At 35.9% G+C, this 16402-nt stretch carries 17 protein-coding genes; 16 read left to right on the forward strand and 1 reads right to left on the reverse strand.

The window, feature by feature from the left end; all coding sequences use genetic code 11:
• The first annotated feature begins 12 nt into the window (after positions 1 to 12).
• The 5 genes from K0U91_RS03330 to K0U91_RS03350 all read left to right on the forward strand — a co-directional run bounded on the left by K0U91_RS03330 (position 13) and on the right by K0U91_RS03350 (position 6184).
• On the forward strand, positions 13 to 1806 hold the full coding sequence (locus K0U91_RS03330; protein WP_220180397.1) for an endonuclease: 1794 nt from the start codon (positions 13 to 15) through the stop codon (positions 1804 to 1806).
• Positions 1807 to 1868: 62 nt separating this feature from the next.
• Positions 1869 to 2606 (forward strand): shikimate dehydrogenase family protein, encoded by a 738-nt coding sequence (locus tag K0U91_RS03335; protein ID WP_220180398.1) that lies wholly within the window; start codon positions 1869 to 1871, stop codon positions 2604 to 2606.
• 70 nt (positions 2607 to 2676) lie between these two features.
• Positions 2677 to 4482 carry a DUF349 domain-containing protein gene (locus K0U91_RS03340; RefSeq protein WP_220180399.1) on the forward strand — a complete coding sequence of 602 codons (1806 nt, stop codon included), beginning with the start codon at positions 2677 to 2679 and terminating at the stop codon, positions 4480 to 4482.
• A 59-nt stretch (positions 4483 to 4541) separates the two neighbouring features.
• Complete coding sequence (gene ribD, locus K0U91_RS03345; protein WP_220180400.1) at positions 4542 to 5564, forward strand: bifunctional diaminohydroxyphosphoribosylaminopyrimidine deaminase/5-amino-6-(5-phosphoribosylamino)uracil reductase RibD; 1023 nt, start codon at positions 4542 to 4544, stop codon at positions 5562 to 5564.
• Positions 5565 to 5578: 14 nt separating this feature from the next.
• Positions 5579 to 6184 carry an IMPACT family protein gene (locus K0U91_RS03350; RefSeq protein WP_219970702.1) on the forward strand — a complete coding sequence of 202 codons (606 nt, stop codon included), beginning with the start codon at positions 5579 to 5581 and terminating at the stop codon, positions 6182 to 6184.
• 2 nt (positions 6185 to 6186) lie between these two features.
• On the opposite strand, the gene K0U91_RS03355 is transcribed toward K0U91_RS03350, so the two are convergent.
• Positions 6187 to 6876, reverse strand: coding sequence for a zinc metallopeptidase (locus tag K0U91_RS03355; RefSeq protein ID WP_220180401.1), 690 nt, complete (start codon positions 6874 to 6876; stop codon positions 6187 to 6189).
• A 108-nt stretch (positions 6877 to 6984) separates the two neighbouring features.
• Between K0U91_RS03355 and K0U91_RS03360 the strand changes: the two genes are divergently transcribed.
• The 11 genes from K0U91_RS03360 (at position 6985) to nuoH (ending at position 16336) form a co-directional block, all read left to right on the forward strand.
• Positions 6985 to 8109 carry a GTP cyclohydrolase gene (locus K0U91_RS03360; RefSeq protein ID WP_220180402.1) on the forward strand — a complete coding sequence of 375 codons (1125 nt, stop codon included), beginning with the start codon at positions 6985 to 6987 and terminating at the stop codon, positions 8107 to 8109.
• 1 nt (position 8110) lies between these two features.
• Complete coding sequence (locus K0U91_RS03365) at positions 8111 to 8287, forward strand: hypothetical protein (RefSeq protein WP_219970696.1); 177 nt, start codon at positions 8111 to 8113, stop codon at positions 8285 to 8287.
• A 120-nt stretch (positions 8288 to 8407) separates the two neighbouring features.
• Positions 8408 to 8779 carry an NADH-quinone oxidoreductase subunit A gene (locus K0U91_RS03370; protein WP_220180403.1) on the forward strand — a complete coding sequence of 124 codons (372 nt, stop codon included), beginning with the start codon at positions 8408 to 8410 and terminating at the stop codon, positions 8777 to 8779.
• Between the two features lie 103 nt (positions 8780 to 8882).
• Positions 8883 to 9452, forward strand: coding sequence for an NADH-quinone oxidoreductase subunit B (locus K0U91_RS03375; RefSeq protein ID WP_219970694.1), 570 nt, complete (start codon positions 8883 to 8885; stop codon positions 9450 to 9452).
• Entirely contained in the window at positions 9449 to 9943 is a 495-nt protein-coding gene (locus K0U91_RS03380; protein WP_219970693.1) for an NADH-quinone oxidoreductase subunit C, read from the forward strand. The genes K0U91_RS03375 and K0U91_RS03380 overlap by 4 nt, the downstream gene beginning before the upstream one ends.
• 59 nt (positions 9944 to 10002) lie before the next feature.
• Positions 10003 to 11226: an NADH-quinone oxidoreductase subunit D gene (locus K0U91_RS03385; RefSeq protein WP_219970692.1), complete on the forward strand. Its 1224-nt coding sequence runs from the start codon at positions 10003 to 10005 to the stop codon at positions 11224 to 11226.
• Positions 11227 to 11352: 126 nt separating this feature from the next.
• Positions 11353 to 11862: an NADH-quinone oxidoreductase subunit NuoE family protein gene (locus K0U91_RS03390; protein ID WP_220180404.1), complete on the forward strand. Its 510-nt coding sequence runs from the start codon at positions 11353 to 11355 to the stop codon at positions 11860 to 11862.
• 76 nt (positions 11863 to 11938) lie between these two features.
• The gene (gene nuoF, locus K0U91_RS03395) at positions 11939 to 13294 is read left to right on the forward strand and encodes an NADH-quinone oxidoreductase subunit NuoF (RefSeq protein WP_220180405.1); all 1356 of its coding nucleotides are present in this window, start codon (positions 11939 to 11941) and stop codon (positions 13292 to 13294) included.
• A gap of 13 nt (positions 13295 to 13307) precedes the next feature.
• The gene (locus K0U91_RS03400; RefSeq protein WP_258561907.1) at positions 13308 to 14144 is read left to right on the forward strand and encodes a hypothetical protein; all 837 of its coding nucleotides are present in this window, start codon (positions 13308 to 13310) and stop codon (positions 14142 to 14144) included.
• A gap of 56 nt (positions 14145 to 14200) precedes the next feature.
• The gene (locus tag K0U91_RS03405) at positions 14201 to 15199 is read left to right on the forward strand and encodes a 2Fe-2S iron-sulfur cluster-binding protein (RefSeq protein WP_219970687.1); all 999 of its coding nucleotides are present in this window, start codon (positions 14201 to 14203) and stop codon (positions 15197 to 15199) included.
• Between the two features lie 75 nt (positions 15200 to 15274).
• Complete coding sequence (gene nuoH / locus K0U91_RS03410) at positions 15275 to 16336, forward strand: NADH-quinone oxidoreductase subunit NuoH (protein WP_220180407.1); 1062 nt, start codon at positions 15275 to 15277, stop codon at positions 16334 to 16336.
• Positions 16337 to 16402 lie beyond the last annotated feature (66 nt).

Raw genomic sequence — 16402 nt, forward strand, 5'->3', positions numbered from 1 at the left:
AATTTAAAAAAAATGAAGCGTATTCTATTTTCTTTTGTATTAAGTATTGTTTTCATCAATGCTTTTGCGCAAATTCCTGCCGGATATTACAACAATGCCACAGGAACCGGTGCTACACTAAAAAGTCAGCTTAAAACAATTATCACTAATGGTCATATGGACATGGGTTATGCCGGATTATGGGTGGCCTATCAAACTACAGACCGCGATAATATATCAGGAATTCCCGGATTAGAAAATGACGGATCTATTTTAGATATTTATTCTGAAAATCCTTCTGGAGCAGATCCTTATAATTATGTTGTAGGCCCTACAAACCAGTGCGGTAATTACAACAGCGAAGCAGACTGCTACAACAGAGAACACATCGTACCACAGAGTTTATTTAACGAGGCATCACCGATGGTTTCAGATGTTCATTTTATCAGAGCTACAGACGGTAAGGTGAACGGAATGAGATCCAATTTTCCTTTTGGTAAAGTAGGCACAGCTTCTTTTACTTCTCTGAACGGGTCTAAATTGGGAACATCGGTTTCTCCTGGATACTCGGGAACTGTTTTTGAACCTCTTGACGCATTTAAAGGTGATGTTGCAAGAATGATTTTCTATTTTGTAACAAGATATGAAACACAGCTTTCAGGATTTTCTTCCGGAGATATGCTTGGTGGTTCTGCATATCCTGGTTTACAGACCTGGGAATTGAATCAATTGTTAGCATGGAACGCAATGGATCCTGTTTCTCAAACCGAAATTGCAAGAAATAACGCTTCTTATGCACATCAAGGAAACCGAAATCCTTATATCGACAACCCTTTTTATGTAAATCTTGTATGGGGAAGTCCTGTTGTAGATACTCAGGTTCCTACCGTACCCACCAATTTAACAACCAGCAATCCTACATCCAACACAATTTCATTAAGCTGGACGGCTTCTACCGACAATGTTGGAGTTGTTGCTTATGACATTTATAAAGATGGAGTTTTGTATGCTACAGTTTCAGGAACAACAGCTACAATTTCAGGATTGAACCCTTCTACAACGTATAATTTTTACGTAATTGCTAAAGATGCAGCAGGAAATGCATCTGCTGCAAGTAATACTGGCTCTGGAACTACTCTTGCAGGTGGGCAGCCAGGCGGAAGTTGTGGTACAGAAGATTTTACCAATATCCCTGCAAGCTCATCAAGCTATGGAATTCAAACATGGACAAGCAGCAATATCACATGGACTGCAACAGATGCAAGAACAGATCAAACTATCAACGGAAGAGCGATAAGTATAAGAAACGGAAACCTTACAAGTTCTACTATTTCCGGAGGTATTGGCAGCTTAACAGTTACTACCAAATTGCCATTTTCAGATACAGCAGGTAACCTTACTTTACAGATTAACGGTAATAATGTGGGAACCATTCCGTTTGGTACAACAGCTATAACTACTACGATAAGCAATATTAATGTTGCTAATAATGTTGTGATCAAGATTATAAATGCAGAAACGGGAAAAAGAATTTCAATTGATGATCTCTCGTGGACTTGCTACAACACTCTGAATACATCTGAAACTGCAAAACAAAAATCATTATTCAGTATTTATCCGAATCCTGTGAAAAACAACGAATTATTCGTGAAAGGTGAGAACTTGAACAAAGTTTCGAAAGCTGAAATTTATGACTTATCAGGAAAATTAATCAAGACGATTGAAAATCCTTTTAAAAATTCCAACAAAATCAATCTTCACGGAATCACAAAAGGAGTTTACATTCTAAAAACAGACAGTACTTCTGCAAAATTCATTATTGAGTAGTCATCAACATATTATTAAATATAAAAGACCGATATTTTCGGTCTTTTTTTTATTTTTGATACATGGATTCCAAAAAAAAATTAGGTCTCATCGGGAGAAATATTTCTTATTCATTTTCTAAGAAGTTCTTTGAAGAAAAATTTAAAAAACTTCAGCTCGGGCATTTTACATACGATATCTTCGATTTGCAGGAAATAGATGAGGTTAATAACTTATTCTCTGATCCTGAACTTTTAGGTTTCAACGTTACTATTCCATACAAAGAAAGAATAAGTGATTATCTGGATGAATTAAGTGATGAAGCGAAAGAAATCGGTGCTGTAAATTGCGTTTTAATTGAAAACGGGAAAAAAATAGGTTACAATACTGACGCTTTCGGGTTTGAAAAAACTTTAAAAATTCACAGAAAACCACATCAAAATTCTGCATTGATTTTGGGAAATGGTGGTGCTGCAAAAGCGATAAAGTATGTTTTAAACAAAAATGGAATTTCAACGGAAACAGTTTCCAGAAATTCAGAACTCAATTTTGAAAATTTAGATAAAGAAACAGTAGAAAAAAATAAGATTGTTGTGCAATGTACACCTGTTGGAACATTTCCTAAAACAGATGAATGTCTAGATTTCCCTTTTGAAGGACTTTCAAAAGACCATTTAGTCATAGATCTCATTTACAACCCCAACTATTCGCAGTTTATCATTAAATCATCCCAAAAAGGAGCCAAAACCGTGAACGGATATTACATGCTCGAGCAACAGGCAGAAAAAGCCTGGGAAATTTGGAATTTTAAAAAAAAATAACATAAATTAGTACCTTATTTGGCTTTTTGCTATATTTAAAGAATAAACGCCACTCACATAAAAGATTGCTATGACTACAGAAAACAACCTTTCTGAAAAAGAAGAAAATAATATTTCTAGCGGGGAAACTCATCAGGAAATAGTAGAAAGCACAAATTCTACTGAGGAGAACACTCCAGAAGAGGAATCTAATCATGCCGACGAACATCTGGATACAGATATTTCTCTGGAAGATGCCCTCAAAGAAATGGAAAGAATTATTAATTCTGCTACTGCTGGAGAAAACTTCAGACAGTTCAATGCATTGAAGGAAAAAGCAAATCACGCCATTCACGATGAGATTGAAGATAAAAAGCATGAATATACAGATGCAGGTAATGCAATTGAAAATTTCAGCTTTGAACATCCTTCTCAATCAAAACTTTCTGCACTGGTGCATATTTACAGAGAAAAACACGATTCTTTTCAGAAAAACCAGGAAGAAGAGCAGAAAAAAAATCTGGATCACCGTCAAAGTCTGATTGATCGACTTAAAAACCTGTATACCAATTCTGAACCCGGCATAAATCTTTTTAAATCAATCCGTGAGATTAAAGAAGAATGGTCAAAAGCAGGACAAGTGGCAAAATCTGAGTTTAAAATTCTCAATAATAATTATTTCCACCATTTGAATCAGTTTTACCAGATGCTTGATCTGAATAAGGAATTTCTAGAGCAGGAATACAGCCATAATCTTGAAAAAAGACAGCACATCATCGCACGGGCCAGAGAGCTGGAAAACGAGCCTGTTGTACAGAAAGCCCTAAATGAATTACAGTATCTACATAAGCTCTGGAAAGAAGAAGCTGAACCTGTAGCAGAAGAATTCCGTGAGAAAACTTGGGATGAATTTAAAGAAATCTCAAATAAAATTCATGAAAGAAAGTCTGAGCTTTCCGCAGCACTTGAAACTGAGCAGACTGCCAATCTTGAAAAGAAAAATGAAATCATTGCTGAGATAAAAAAGTTATCTGAACCAAAAGATACCACAAATCATACTTACTGGCAGAATTCGATTAAAAGAGTGGAAGAACTTCGTTCAGAATTCTTAAAAACAGGAAGTGTTCCGAGAAAATTATCAAATAATAACTGGAATGATTTTAAATCTACTTTAAGAATTTTTAATACCAATAAAAATAATTATTATAAGTCATTAAAAGGTTCTCAGCAGGAAAATTTAGATGAAAAGTTAAAGCTTATTCAGACAGCGAAAGATAATATGCTTTCTGAAGACTGGGAAATTGCTGTTGCACTTTTCAAAAAACTTCAGGAAGACTGGAAAAAAATCGGTCATGTCCCTAAAAGTATGACCAACAAGATTTGGGACGACTTCCGTGAAGCATGCAACACTTTCTTTAATAATTACAGGGAAAAAAGCAATGCCTCTACCGATAACTGGAAAGAAAATTACAAGCAGAAGAAAGAGATTCTTGAGGAGCTAAAAACAATCACTGACGAAGAAGGAAGTGTAGAAAAAATTGAAAATATTAAATCTGCATGGAATAATATAGGGAAAGTTCCGAGAGATAAAATCGCCATCAATTCTGAATTTAATAAGACTTTAAGAGAAAAATTAAAGTTGAATAAAATCAATGAGCTTGAGTTGAAGGAAGATGGTTTATCTGAAAACCAGCTGACCGATAAAGCCCGAAAAATTAAGAGTCAGATTTCTGATCTTGAAGGTGAAATCGTGAAACTGGAAAACAATCTGGCATTCTTCAAAAAACCGTCAAGAGATAATCCCATGTTGGCAGAAACATACAATACCATTGACAATAAAAAGTCTCACTTGGAGACTTTGAAGCAGAATTTGCACAATATAATTTCAGGAGATTAAAATAATAATACAATTTATCAGGGCGAAGCAAAGAAATTTGTCTTCGCTTTTTTCATATTATGCAAGACGAATTTTATATAAAAAGATGCATTGAGCTGGCTAAGAAAGCTTTGGGAAAAACCTACCCTAACCCATTGGTAGGAAGTGTGATTGTTTATAACGATAAAATTATTGGAGAAGGCTATCATCACAAGGCCGGGGAAAATCATGCAGAGATCAACGCCATCAATTCGGTTAAAGACAAAAGTCTCATCCCAAAATCTACCATATATGTATCTTTGGAACCTTGTGCTCATTATGGGAAAACTCCACCTTGCGCTTTAAAAATAAAAGAATTAGGCTTCAAAAAAGTTGTCATAGGCGCGATGGATTCTCATGATAAAGTGAATGGAAAAGGTAAAAAAATCATTCAGGATGTGGGAATAGAAGTTGTCTCTGGCGTTTTAGAAAGCGAATGTATTGATTTAAACAAGAGATTTTTCACATATCATGAAAAAAAACGTCCGTTTATTATTTTGAAGTGGGCACAGTCAGTTGATGGCTTCATCGATAAAGACTTTAAGCCTATTGCCATTTCAAACTCATTGGTCAATCAATTTGTTCATCAATTGAGAGCCGATGAGCACGCCATATTGGTAGGAACTCAAACTGTTTTAAATGACAATCCCAGTCTTACCGTAAGAAATATTGAAGGAGAAAATCCTGTAAGAATATTAATTGATTTTGATTTAAAAGTTCTGCAGGATTTTAAAATTTATAATTTAGAAGCTAAAACATTGGTTTTTAATTTAAAAAAGGAAAAAAAAGAGAACAACATTTATTTCATTAAGATCGAAAAAGAAAATTTCTTATCAGATCTGATGAATGCTTTATATAAAAACCAAATACAATCTGTTATCATTGAAGGCGGAAGCTTTACTTTACAAAAATTTATTGAAGCAAATCTGTGGGACGAAGCCATTATTATAAAAAATGAATATCTGAGTCTTAAAAATGGAACGAAAGCACCTGACTTTCAAAATGAACCTTTTGAAACTAAAAAATTTAGAGATAATATGATAGAATTTCATAAAAATTCTTAGTAAAAATTCTTTCAATGCTGCACGAATATAAAACCATAGAAAGACCTGTTGAAAACACGCTTCTCAAAGAAAAAGGAAGTAAGTTTATAGGTTTTGCTTTCCCTGTAAACAATGAAGTCGAACTAAAAAATGCTCTTGCGAAAATACAGTCAGAACATCCTAAGGCAACGCATCATTGCTATGCTTTTCGGATAGGCCTAAACGGAGAAAACTACAGGGCAAATGATGACGGGGAACCTTCGGGAAGTGCCGGTCTACCTATCTACAACCAGCTTTTAGCAAATGAAATCACCAATGTTCTGGTCATTGTTGTAAGATATTATGGAGGAACAAAACTGGGGGTTTCAGGATTAGTTAAAGCTTATAAAGATTCAGCCAAAATCACTTTAGAAGAATCTGAAATTATTGTTAAAGAACTGGAAACAGAAGTTGATATTCAGTTTCAATTCAATCAGCAAAATGTTATTTTCACCTTATTATCGCGATTTGATGCAAAAGTTCTTCATTTTGATGCCAATGAAAACTGCATTCTTACTGCTTCTCTCAAAACAATGCTAAAAGAAAGCATCTCAGAAAAACTTTCCGAGATGCAACATATTTCTTTCAAATTTAAAGATTAACTCTAATCTCTGCGTCCTCCCATTAAGAGTGATGCAAAATAAAGCAATTGAGCCAAAGACCCTATCGCGGCGACAAGATAGGTTCTTGCTGCCCAAGTCAAACTGTCTTTTACACCTACATACTCTTCAGAAGTTACCGTCCCTGTATCTTTCAGCCATTTCATCGCTCTGTTGCTGGCATCATACTCTACCGGAAGTGTAATAAATGCAAAAAGTGTGGTTAACGCAAACATCATCACTCCGACTATCAAAACAATTTTATTTCCGCTTGCTGCCATTAAAACAAGACCTCCCATAATCACAAACTGCATTAAATTGGAGCTGATGTTGACAACCGGAACCAATTTTGATCTGAGCTGAAGCATTGAATATCCCACTGCATGCTGTACAGCGTGACCACATTCATGGGCTGCAACTGCCGCCGCTGCAGCATTTCTCTGCATATAAACACCTTCTGAAAGATTAACCGTTTTATCTGCAGGATTGTAATGATCTGTCAACTGTCCCGGAACTGATATCACCTGTACACCGTGAATTCCATTATCTCTTAACATTTTTTCTGCCACTTCTTTTCCTGAAAGACCGTTCCTGAGATGTACTCTTGAATAATACTCAAATTTTGATTTCAATCTTGCAGAAACCAACCAGCTTACAAGCATCGAAATTCCTATAATTAAATAATAAATTGTCATTTTTTTTAAAAATTTTTAACGAAATAATCGTATTTATAAGATGTAAAAACTGTGCCAAAGATTTGACAATATTTATTTATATTTGTAGTGAAATTACCGTAAAATACTATGTCAGAAGTTTCGATTCTTGAAGTAAAAACACCTAATGAATTAAAACAATTTGTAAAATTTCCGATGGAATTATACAAAAATAATCCATATTATGTTCCTTCATTTATTAAAGATGAAATCAATGTTTGGGATACGAAAGAAAATCCGGCCCTGAGCTATTCACAGGCAAAGCAGTTCATTGCAAAAAAAAACAATAAAATTGTTGGCAGAATCGCAGTAATCATCAATCATAAAGAGGAACAGGAACTTGGGATAAAGAAAGTACGTTTCGGGTGGATAGATTTTATTGACGATAAAGAAGTTTCAAAAGCATTAATCGACACGGTCATTAATTATGCAAAAGATCATCATATCAATAAAATAGAAGGACCAATGGGGTTTACAAATCTCGATAAAGCCGGAATGCTGACTTTCGGGTTTGAAAAAATCGCCACAATGATCGGAATTTACAACCACGAATACTACCCGAAACATATTGAAAATCTCGGTCTTGTAAAGGAAAAAGAATGGGTAGAATTTGAAATGAATTTTCCTAAAATTCTACCACCGAAAGTAGAAAAATTCAGCAAGCTGATTGCTGAAAAATATAATTTAAGAGTTTTAAATTTCAAAAGCAAAGAAGAAATTCTTCCTTACATCAAACCGATGTTTAAATTACTTGACGAAACATACAAACACCTTTCTACCTACACTCCTATTTCTGAAGAACAGATCAAAACATATCGGGATAAATTTTTTCCTTTAATTGCAAAAAACTACGTCATTTGTGTCGTTGATGAACATGATGAATTGGTTTCTTTTGCAGTGACCATGCCTTCATATTCCAAGGCATTACAAAAAGCAAAGGGTAAACTTTTACCCTTCGGATGGTGGCACTTTTTACAGGCAGAAAAGAAAAATGACCGTGCCAATTTTTATTTAATCGGAATTCATCCAGAATATCAAAGACGCGGCGTGACTGCTATTATTTTTAAAGAAATTTTTGTCCGCTTCAACAGTATGGGAATCGATTTTGCGGAAACCAATCCAGAACTGGAGGAAAATAAAAGCGTGCAGGTTCTTTGGCAAGATTACAACCCTGTAAATCACAAAAGGAGAAGAACTTATTCTTTACAATTCTGATATGAAGATCCATCTCATTTTTTTTGCTTTTTTGATCGCAGGATTTATTTCGTACAATGTTTTTTTTAAAGCAGTCGATGACAGAACAAATACCATCATCAATATTTTGTATGCGAGTGTACTTTTCGGCTATATAGCTTTTATGGCATTTGCTCTGCTCAAGAAAATGAAAAAATAACACTATTTTTATTGATTCTAAATTATCAGTTTTCCTCAATTTCATCAGACTTTTAAGTTGATTAATTTCATGCTTTATTGTTTATTGCCTAAATTTGCAACTTGAGATAATAATGTAAAAATGAATTTACCTGAAAGTTATATTCCAATACTCATACAAGCCGGTGTAGCCATTGGTTTCGTTGCCATTTCTTTGCTTGGAGCTCATTTTTTGGGGCCACAGCAGAAAAAAGGGAATTCTGTTAAGAACTCAAGCTGGGAATGTGGTATCCCTGTAGAAGGAAATGCAAGAACTCCATTTTCAATTAAATATTTCTTAACAGCCGTATTATTTGTATTATTTGATATCGAAATCGTATTTTTTTATCCTTACGCTGTTAACTTCAGAGAATTCGGAATAGAAGGGTTTTTTGCGGTTCTCATGTTTGTAGCTATATTTTTTCTTGCATTTTTTTATGTCTGGAAACGTGGCGCACTTGATTGGGATAAATAATTTCAATCATAATTTTAAATAAGAAATTTAGATAAACACAATTAAATTATAGTTAACAACAACGGCAATTTATTATCTAAATTAAAATCTTAAAATCAACAAAATGTCAGATCAAAAACCAATTATAAGAACAGATGCACCAGCTCCAGAAGGATTTGAAGGAGAGGGTTTTTTCGCAACAAAGCTGAGCAGTGTAATCGGAATGGCTAGAAAGTTTTCACTTTGGCCGTTACCATTTGCAACCTCTTGTTGTGGTATCGAATTCATGGCAACATTAAACCCTACATATGATGCTTCCAGATTTGGTATGGAAAGAAACTCTTTCTCACCAAGACAGGCAGATATGCTGATGGTTTGCGGAACTATTGCTAAAAAATTAGGACCTGTTTTAAAAGAAGTATATACTCAGATGGCTGAGCCAAAATGGGTAGTTGCTGTTGGAGCTTGCGCGTGTAGCGGAGGTATTTTTGACAGTTATTCCGTATTACAGGGAATTGATAAAATCATACCAGTTGATGTCTACGTTCCAGGTTGTCCGCCAAGACCAGAGCAGATCATCGAAGGTGTAATGCAGGTTCAGGCTTTGGCAGAAAGTGAAAGCATCAGAAGAAGAGATACACCTGAATATCAGCATCTATTAGATTCTTATAATATTAGCAACGAAGGGAAATGACAAACGAATTTGTATTAGAAGCAATTACAAGAGAATTTCCGGAATCTGTAATTTCAAGTTCAGAATCTTATGGGATGCTGACTGTCGAAATTAAAAAAGATGATATTAAAAAAATAATTCATTATCTTAAAGATTCTTCTTTAGAAATCAATTTTCTTACCGATGTTTGTGGAATCCATTACCCTGAGTTTCCTGAGAAAGAAATAGGTGTTGTGTATCATCTACAGAATATGATGACCAATTTTAGAATACGTCTGAAAATTTTCATGTCCAGAGAAAGTGTTGAGGTGGATTCTTTGACTGAGTTGTATGCAGGAGCCAATTGGATGGAAAGAGAAACTTTTGATTTTTACGGGATTAAATTTAAAGGTCATCCGGATCTAAGACCTATTTTAAATATGGAAGATCTTGGTTACCATCCCATGTTGAAAGAATATCGACTTGAAGACGGAACAAGAACAGATAAGGACGATGCAATGTTCGGAAGATAAAATAATGTAATAAGCAATAAGCAATAAGCTTAAAGCCTATAGCCTAAAGCATTTAAATTATGAAAGATAACTCATTATCTAATATACTTAACCAACACGAAAGTAAAGAGCAGATTGACGGGCAGTTGTACACTCTGAATCTTGGTCCTACCCACCCTGCGACACACGGGATTTTCCAGAATGTGTTGACAATGGACGGAGAGAGAATTCTTCATGCCGAACAAACGGTTGGTTATATCCACAGAGCGTTTGAGAAAATTTCTGAAAGAAGGAATTTTTCTCAGATTACAACCCTCACTGACCGTATGAACTACTGTTCTGCACCTATCAATAACATAGGATGGCACATGACGGTTGAAAAACTCATTGGTATCAAAGTTCCTAAGCGTGTAGATTATATGCGCGTTATTTTAATGGAATTGGCAAGAATAGGTGACCACTTGATCTGCAACGGGGTAACCGGGATGGATGCAGGTGCAATTACTGGTTTGACGTATATGTTCATCGAAAGAGAGCGTATTTACGATATGTACGAGCAGATTTGCGGTGCGAGAATGACAACCAATATGGGAAGAATCGGAGGTTTTGAAAGAGATTTCACTCCAAAATTCCATGAGCTGCTGAAAGATTTCTTAAAAACTTTCCCTGCAAGATTTGCAGAATTCGGTCAGTTATTAGAAAGAAACAGAATCTTTATGGACAGAACCATTGGTGCTGGAGCAATTTCTGCGGAAAGAGCTTTAAGCTATGGTTTTACAGGTCCGAATTTACGTGCAGCAGGTGTTGATTATGATGTAAGAGTTGCAGAACCTTATTCTTCTTACGAAGATTTTGATTTCATCATTCCTGTAGGAACTGCAGGTGATACATACGACAGATTTATGGTTCGCCAGCAGGAAATCTGGGAATCATTAAAAATCATTAACCAAGCTTACGACAATCTTCCTGAAGGACCTTTCCATGCGGATGTTCCTGATTTCTATCTTCCTGAAAAGGCAGATGTTTATCAAAAAATGGAAGCTCTGATTTACCATTTCAAAATTGTAATGGGCGAAACAGATGTTCCGAAAGGAGAAGTTTACCATGCAGTAGAAGGTGGAAACGGCGAATTAGGATTCTATTTGGTAAGTGACGGAGGAAGAACACCCTACAGATTACATTTCAGAAGACCTTGCTTTATTTATTATCAGGCTTATCCTGAGATGATTACAGGCTCTGTGATTTCAGACGCTATCGTTACGATGTGTAGTATGAATATTATTGCGGGAGAATTAGACGCATAATTGAAAATAGTAGAAGAAAGATGAAAGATGAAATACTTTTGTCACACAATATAAAAACGAATTTAGAATATAGAACCTGAGAATCTTTTTTCTTTGTTCTTTACTCTTTAATCTAAGAGATAAAAAATGAGCGAAACAATAGCTTTTAAACCGGAAAGTTTACAGCAGGTACATAAAATTATCGCCAGATATCCCGAAGGAAAACAGAAATCTGCTCTTCTTCCGGTGCTGCATTTGGCACAAAAGGAATTTGGAGGATGGTTAGCTGTTCCTGTGATGGATTATGTTGCTGAATTATTGAGCATTAAGCCAATTGAAGTATACGAAGTGGCAACCTTCTATACCATGTTTAATATGAAGCCGGTTGGTAAATATGTTTTAGAAGTTTGCCGAACAGGACCTTGCATGGTTTCAGGAAGCGAAAAAATATTAAACCATATCAGAACAAAACTGAACATTAAAGACGGCGAAACTACCGCAGACGGAATGTTTACATTAAAGCCAGCAGAATGTCTTGGTGCTTGCGGATATGCTCCAATGTTACAGTTAGGAAAGTTCTATCACGAAAATTTAACCATAGAAAAAGTAGACGAAATCCTTGATCTTTGCAGAGAAGGACAACTTTCTTTAGACTAAAATAAATTTAAACAAAAAATAGCAGTAAGCTAAAAGCCATAAGCCAACAGCTAAATGCTAAAAGCATAATAAAAAAATGAGTAAAAAACTTTTACTTAAAGACGCACATATAGAAGGTATTCGCTATTTCGATACTTACCGCAAGCAGGGAGGTTACGAAGCAGCTGAAAAAGCCTTGAAAATGACTCCCGATGAAATTCTTGAAGAAGTAAAAACTTCAGGGCTTCGCGGTCGTGGTGGCGCAGGATTCCCTACCGGGATGAAGTGGAGCTTTCTGGCAAAACCGGAAGGTGTACCGAGACATTTGGTAGTCAATGCAGATGAATCTGAACCCGGAACATTCAAAGACAGATATTTAATGGAATTTCTTCCTCATCTTTTGATTGAGGGAATGCTGATTTCATCCTACTGTTTAGGCTCAAATGTTTCGTACATCTACATCCGTGGAGAATATTCATGGATTCCTGATATTTTGGAAGAAGCAATTGGGGAAGCTAAGGCTGCCGGATTTTTAGGTAAAAACATTTTAGGAACCGGTTTCGATTGTGAAATATATGTTCAGAGAGGTGGTGGTGCTTACATCTGCGGCGAAGAAACTGCTTTACTAGAATCTCTCGAAGGAAAAAGAGGTAACCCAAGATTAAAACCACCTTTCCCGGCTGTAAAAGGACTTTGGGAAAGACCAACAGTTGTTAACAACGTTGAATCTATCACAGCTATCGTTCCTATTATCGACATTACTGGAGCAGAATATGCTAAAATCGGTGTTGGAAGATCTACAGGCACAAAATTAATTTCTGCCTGCGGAAACATTAATAAGCCTGGAGTTTATGAAATTGATATGACCATTACGGTTGAAGAATTTATTTATTCTGATGAATATTGCGGTGGTATAAAAGACGGAAAAAGGCTTAAAGCTTGTATTCCCGGAGGCAGTTCGGTTCCGATTGTTCCTGCAAATTTATTATTGAAAACGGTAAACGGTGAACCAAGATATATGAACTACGAATCTCTTGCTGACGGTGGTTTTTCTACCGGAACGATGATGGGTTCAGGAGGTTTTATTGTATTGGATGAAGATCAGTGTATTGTAGAACATACTATGACTTTAGCGAGATTTTATCATCACGAAAGTTGTGGACAATGTACTCCTTGTCGTGAAGGAACGGGATGGATGCACAAAATTTTAAAGAAAATAGAAAAAGGAGAAGGAAAGATGGAAGACATCGATTTGCTTTGGGATATCCAGAGAAAAATTGAAGGAAATACCATTTGTCCTTTAGGTGATGCGGCAGCATGGCCTGTTGCAGCAGCGATTCGTCATTTCAGAGATGAATTTGAATGGCATGTGAAAAATCCTGAATTGTGTTTAACTCAAAACTACGGATTGGCCAATTATGCAGACCCTATCCCAGTTGCAGCAAGTAATTAATAGAGTCTCAAAATTGAAAAAAATCATCGTTCTCTTATTATTAATCGGATTCAGTTCGGTTAGTTTAAAAGGACAACAACAGGAAGAAAACAGCAGAGTTTTCAAAAAAGGAAGTTTCTTGGTGTTTTGGGGATGGAATAATGCAAAATATTCAAAATCAGACATTCACTTTAAAGGTGACGGGTATGATTTTCAGTTGGATAATGTAGTGGCTCATGACAGACAGACCAAATTTGACTGGGGAACCTATTTTAATCCGGGAACTATAACAATTCCTCAGGTTAATTACAGGATTACCTATTTTCCGAAAGATAATTTTGGAATTACTTTAGGAATGGATCACATGAAATATGTGATGGATCAGAGGCAAATTGTAGATTTTAAAGGATATATCAATGATCCTAAATATGCCGGGATGGTAAATGATGGGAAAGTAGACCTGGATAATGGAGAATTTTTAACATTCGAACACACAGATGGTCTTAATTATATCAATATCGGGGCTCAGAAATATCATAACGTTTTAAATAAAAAACATATTGCTATTTTTGCGAGTTATGGAGCAGGATTAGGAGCTTTATTGCCGAAATCAAATGTTCAGCTGATGGGTAATGAAAGAAGTGACAGATTCCATTTGGCAGGGTTCGGATTGGATGCAAGAGCAGCATTAAGTGTAGTTATTATTAAACATATTGTACTTCAAGCAGAAGGAAAGCTTGGGTACATCAATATGCCGGATATTAAAACGACACTGAACAATAAGCCGGATAAGGCTTCACAGGATTTTACCTACGCACAGGTGAATGTTGGAATAGGATATACATTTAACACAACAAAAAAGTCAAAATAATTTTTGATTTAATTAATAAAAGAACTATTGCTTAGCGCATTATAAAGCGAAAAAATATGAGCGAAGAAGTTAAAAAATTCAAAATAACGATAGACGGACAGACTGCTGAAGTTTTGCCCGGCACTTCTATTTTAGAGGCAGCCAGACAGATCGGCGGAAAATCTGTACCACCTGCAATGTGCTACTACAGCAAATTGGAAGCCAGTGGAGGAAGATGCAGAACGTGTTTGGTAGAGGTTTCTAAAGGTTCGGAAGCAGATCCTCGTCCGATGCCGAAACTGGTAGCAAGCTGCAGAACCAATGTGATGGATGGGATGGAAGTGAAAAATCTTTCTTCGGATAAAGCACAGGAAGGCCGAAAAGCAGTGACAGAATTTCTACTGGTGAATCATCCTTTGGATTGCCCGGTTTGTGATCAGGCCGGAGAATGTCATCTCCAGGATTTGGGTTACGAATATGGTGATCCGGATACCAGAACTGATTTTGAAAGAAATACCTACGATGCAGACGACTTAGGTCCGAACATTAAACTGAATATGAACCGTTGTATTTTGTGTGCAAGATGCGTTTTAGCGGCAAATCAGTTGACGGGAGAACGTGAGCATGGAATTCTATTCCGAGGAGATCATGCTGAAATTTCAACTTACTTAAATAAAGCTTTAGACAATGATTTCATTGGAAACGTTATTGACGTTTGTCCGGTTGGAGCATTAACTGACAGAACTGCCCGTTTTGCAAGCAGAGTTTGGTTTACAAAGCCAATGAACGCTTCTTGTAATTGTGATAAGTGTTCAGGTAAAACTACTGTATATTTGAAAGGTGATGAAGTAGTAAGGGTAACTGCAAGAAAAGACCAGTGGGGAGAAGTTGAAGAATTTATCTGTGATACTTGCCGTTTCGAAAGAAAAAAATTATCCGACTGGAATATTGAAGGTCCTAGACATATCGACAGACATTCAGTTATTTCATTAAACCATTACGAGAAACCTAAAGACGAATTAAGACTTTTAGACAATCCGATGGCGAAAGAAATCAGTGAAAAAGACGAAAAATAATTTTTAAAGACATAAGATTTCAGACATCAGACCTCGGATTTTAAATCTGATATCTACTATCTAAATAAATAAAAAATGGATTTACTTACATTTAAATTAATACTTGTACTGGCACTTTTCCTGTTATCATTAACGATAGCGGCCTATTCAACATGGGCAGAAAGAAAAGTAGCAGCCATAATGCAGGACAGAATAGGGCCTAACAGATCAGGACCATTTGGTTTGCTGCAGCCTCTTGCAGATGGTGGAAAATTTTTCTTTAAAGAAGACTTTACCCCTCAAAATGCAGAAAAGTTCCTTTTTGTATTGGGACCGGCATTGGTGATGTTTATCTCATTGATTACCGGAGCGGTTATTCCTTGGGGCAGAACATTAAATATTGGTGGTGAATCTTTCGATCTACAAGTTGCTAATATTGATGTAGGTGTACTTTTCATTATAGGAATGGCTTCTATCGGAGTTTACGGAATTATGATCGGAGGCTGGGCTTCTAACAATAAATATTCATTACTAGGTGCAATCCGTGCTTCGTCGCAGATGATTTCTTATGAATTGGCGATGGGTCTTGCATTACTTTCTATCATTATGATGACGGGAAGTTTAGATTTAAAAGTAATTACCGAAACTCAGACTTCAGGCAAAATCTGGGGTCTTTTTGAGATAGATGGGTTAAACTGGAATATACTCTACCAACCTTTGGCATTTTTAATATTCTTTGTTGCGGCTTTGGCAGAAACCAACCGTCACCCTTTCGATTTACCGGAGTGTGAATCTGAATTGGTTACAGGATATTCTACCGAATACTCATCTATGAAATTAGGATTGTACATGTTTGGTGAATATGTGAATATGTTTATATCCAATGCATTTATGGTGGTTCTTTTCTTCGGAGGATACAACTATCCGGGAATCGAATGGGTAACCCAGAACTGGGGAGAAAATGCAGCAGGAATTTTAAGTATCGTAGCATTTTTAACCAAAACGGTTGTCGGAATTTTGATCTTTATGTGGATCAGATGGACGCTTCCGAGATTCAGATATGACCAATTGATGCACTTAGGATGGAAAACATTAATTCCGTTGGCATTGGTTAACCTGATGATTACAGGAGCTGTAATTTTAGCTTTTGGAAATTAATAAATTGAATATAAATTAAGATAAGACACAAGATTAGTCTAATGTCTAACATCTAATATCTATAAA

The organism is Chryseobacterium sp. LJ668 (genome assembly GCF_019613955.1).
GTDB lineage: Bacteria > Bacteroidota > Bacteroidia > Flavobacteriales > Weeksellaceae > Chryseobacterium.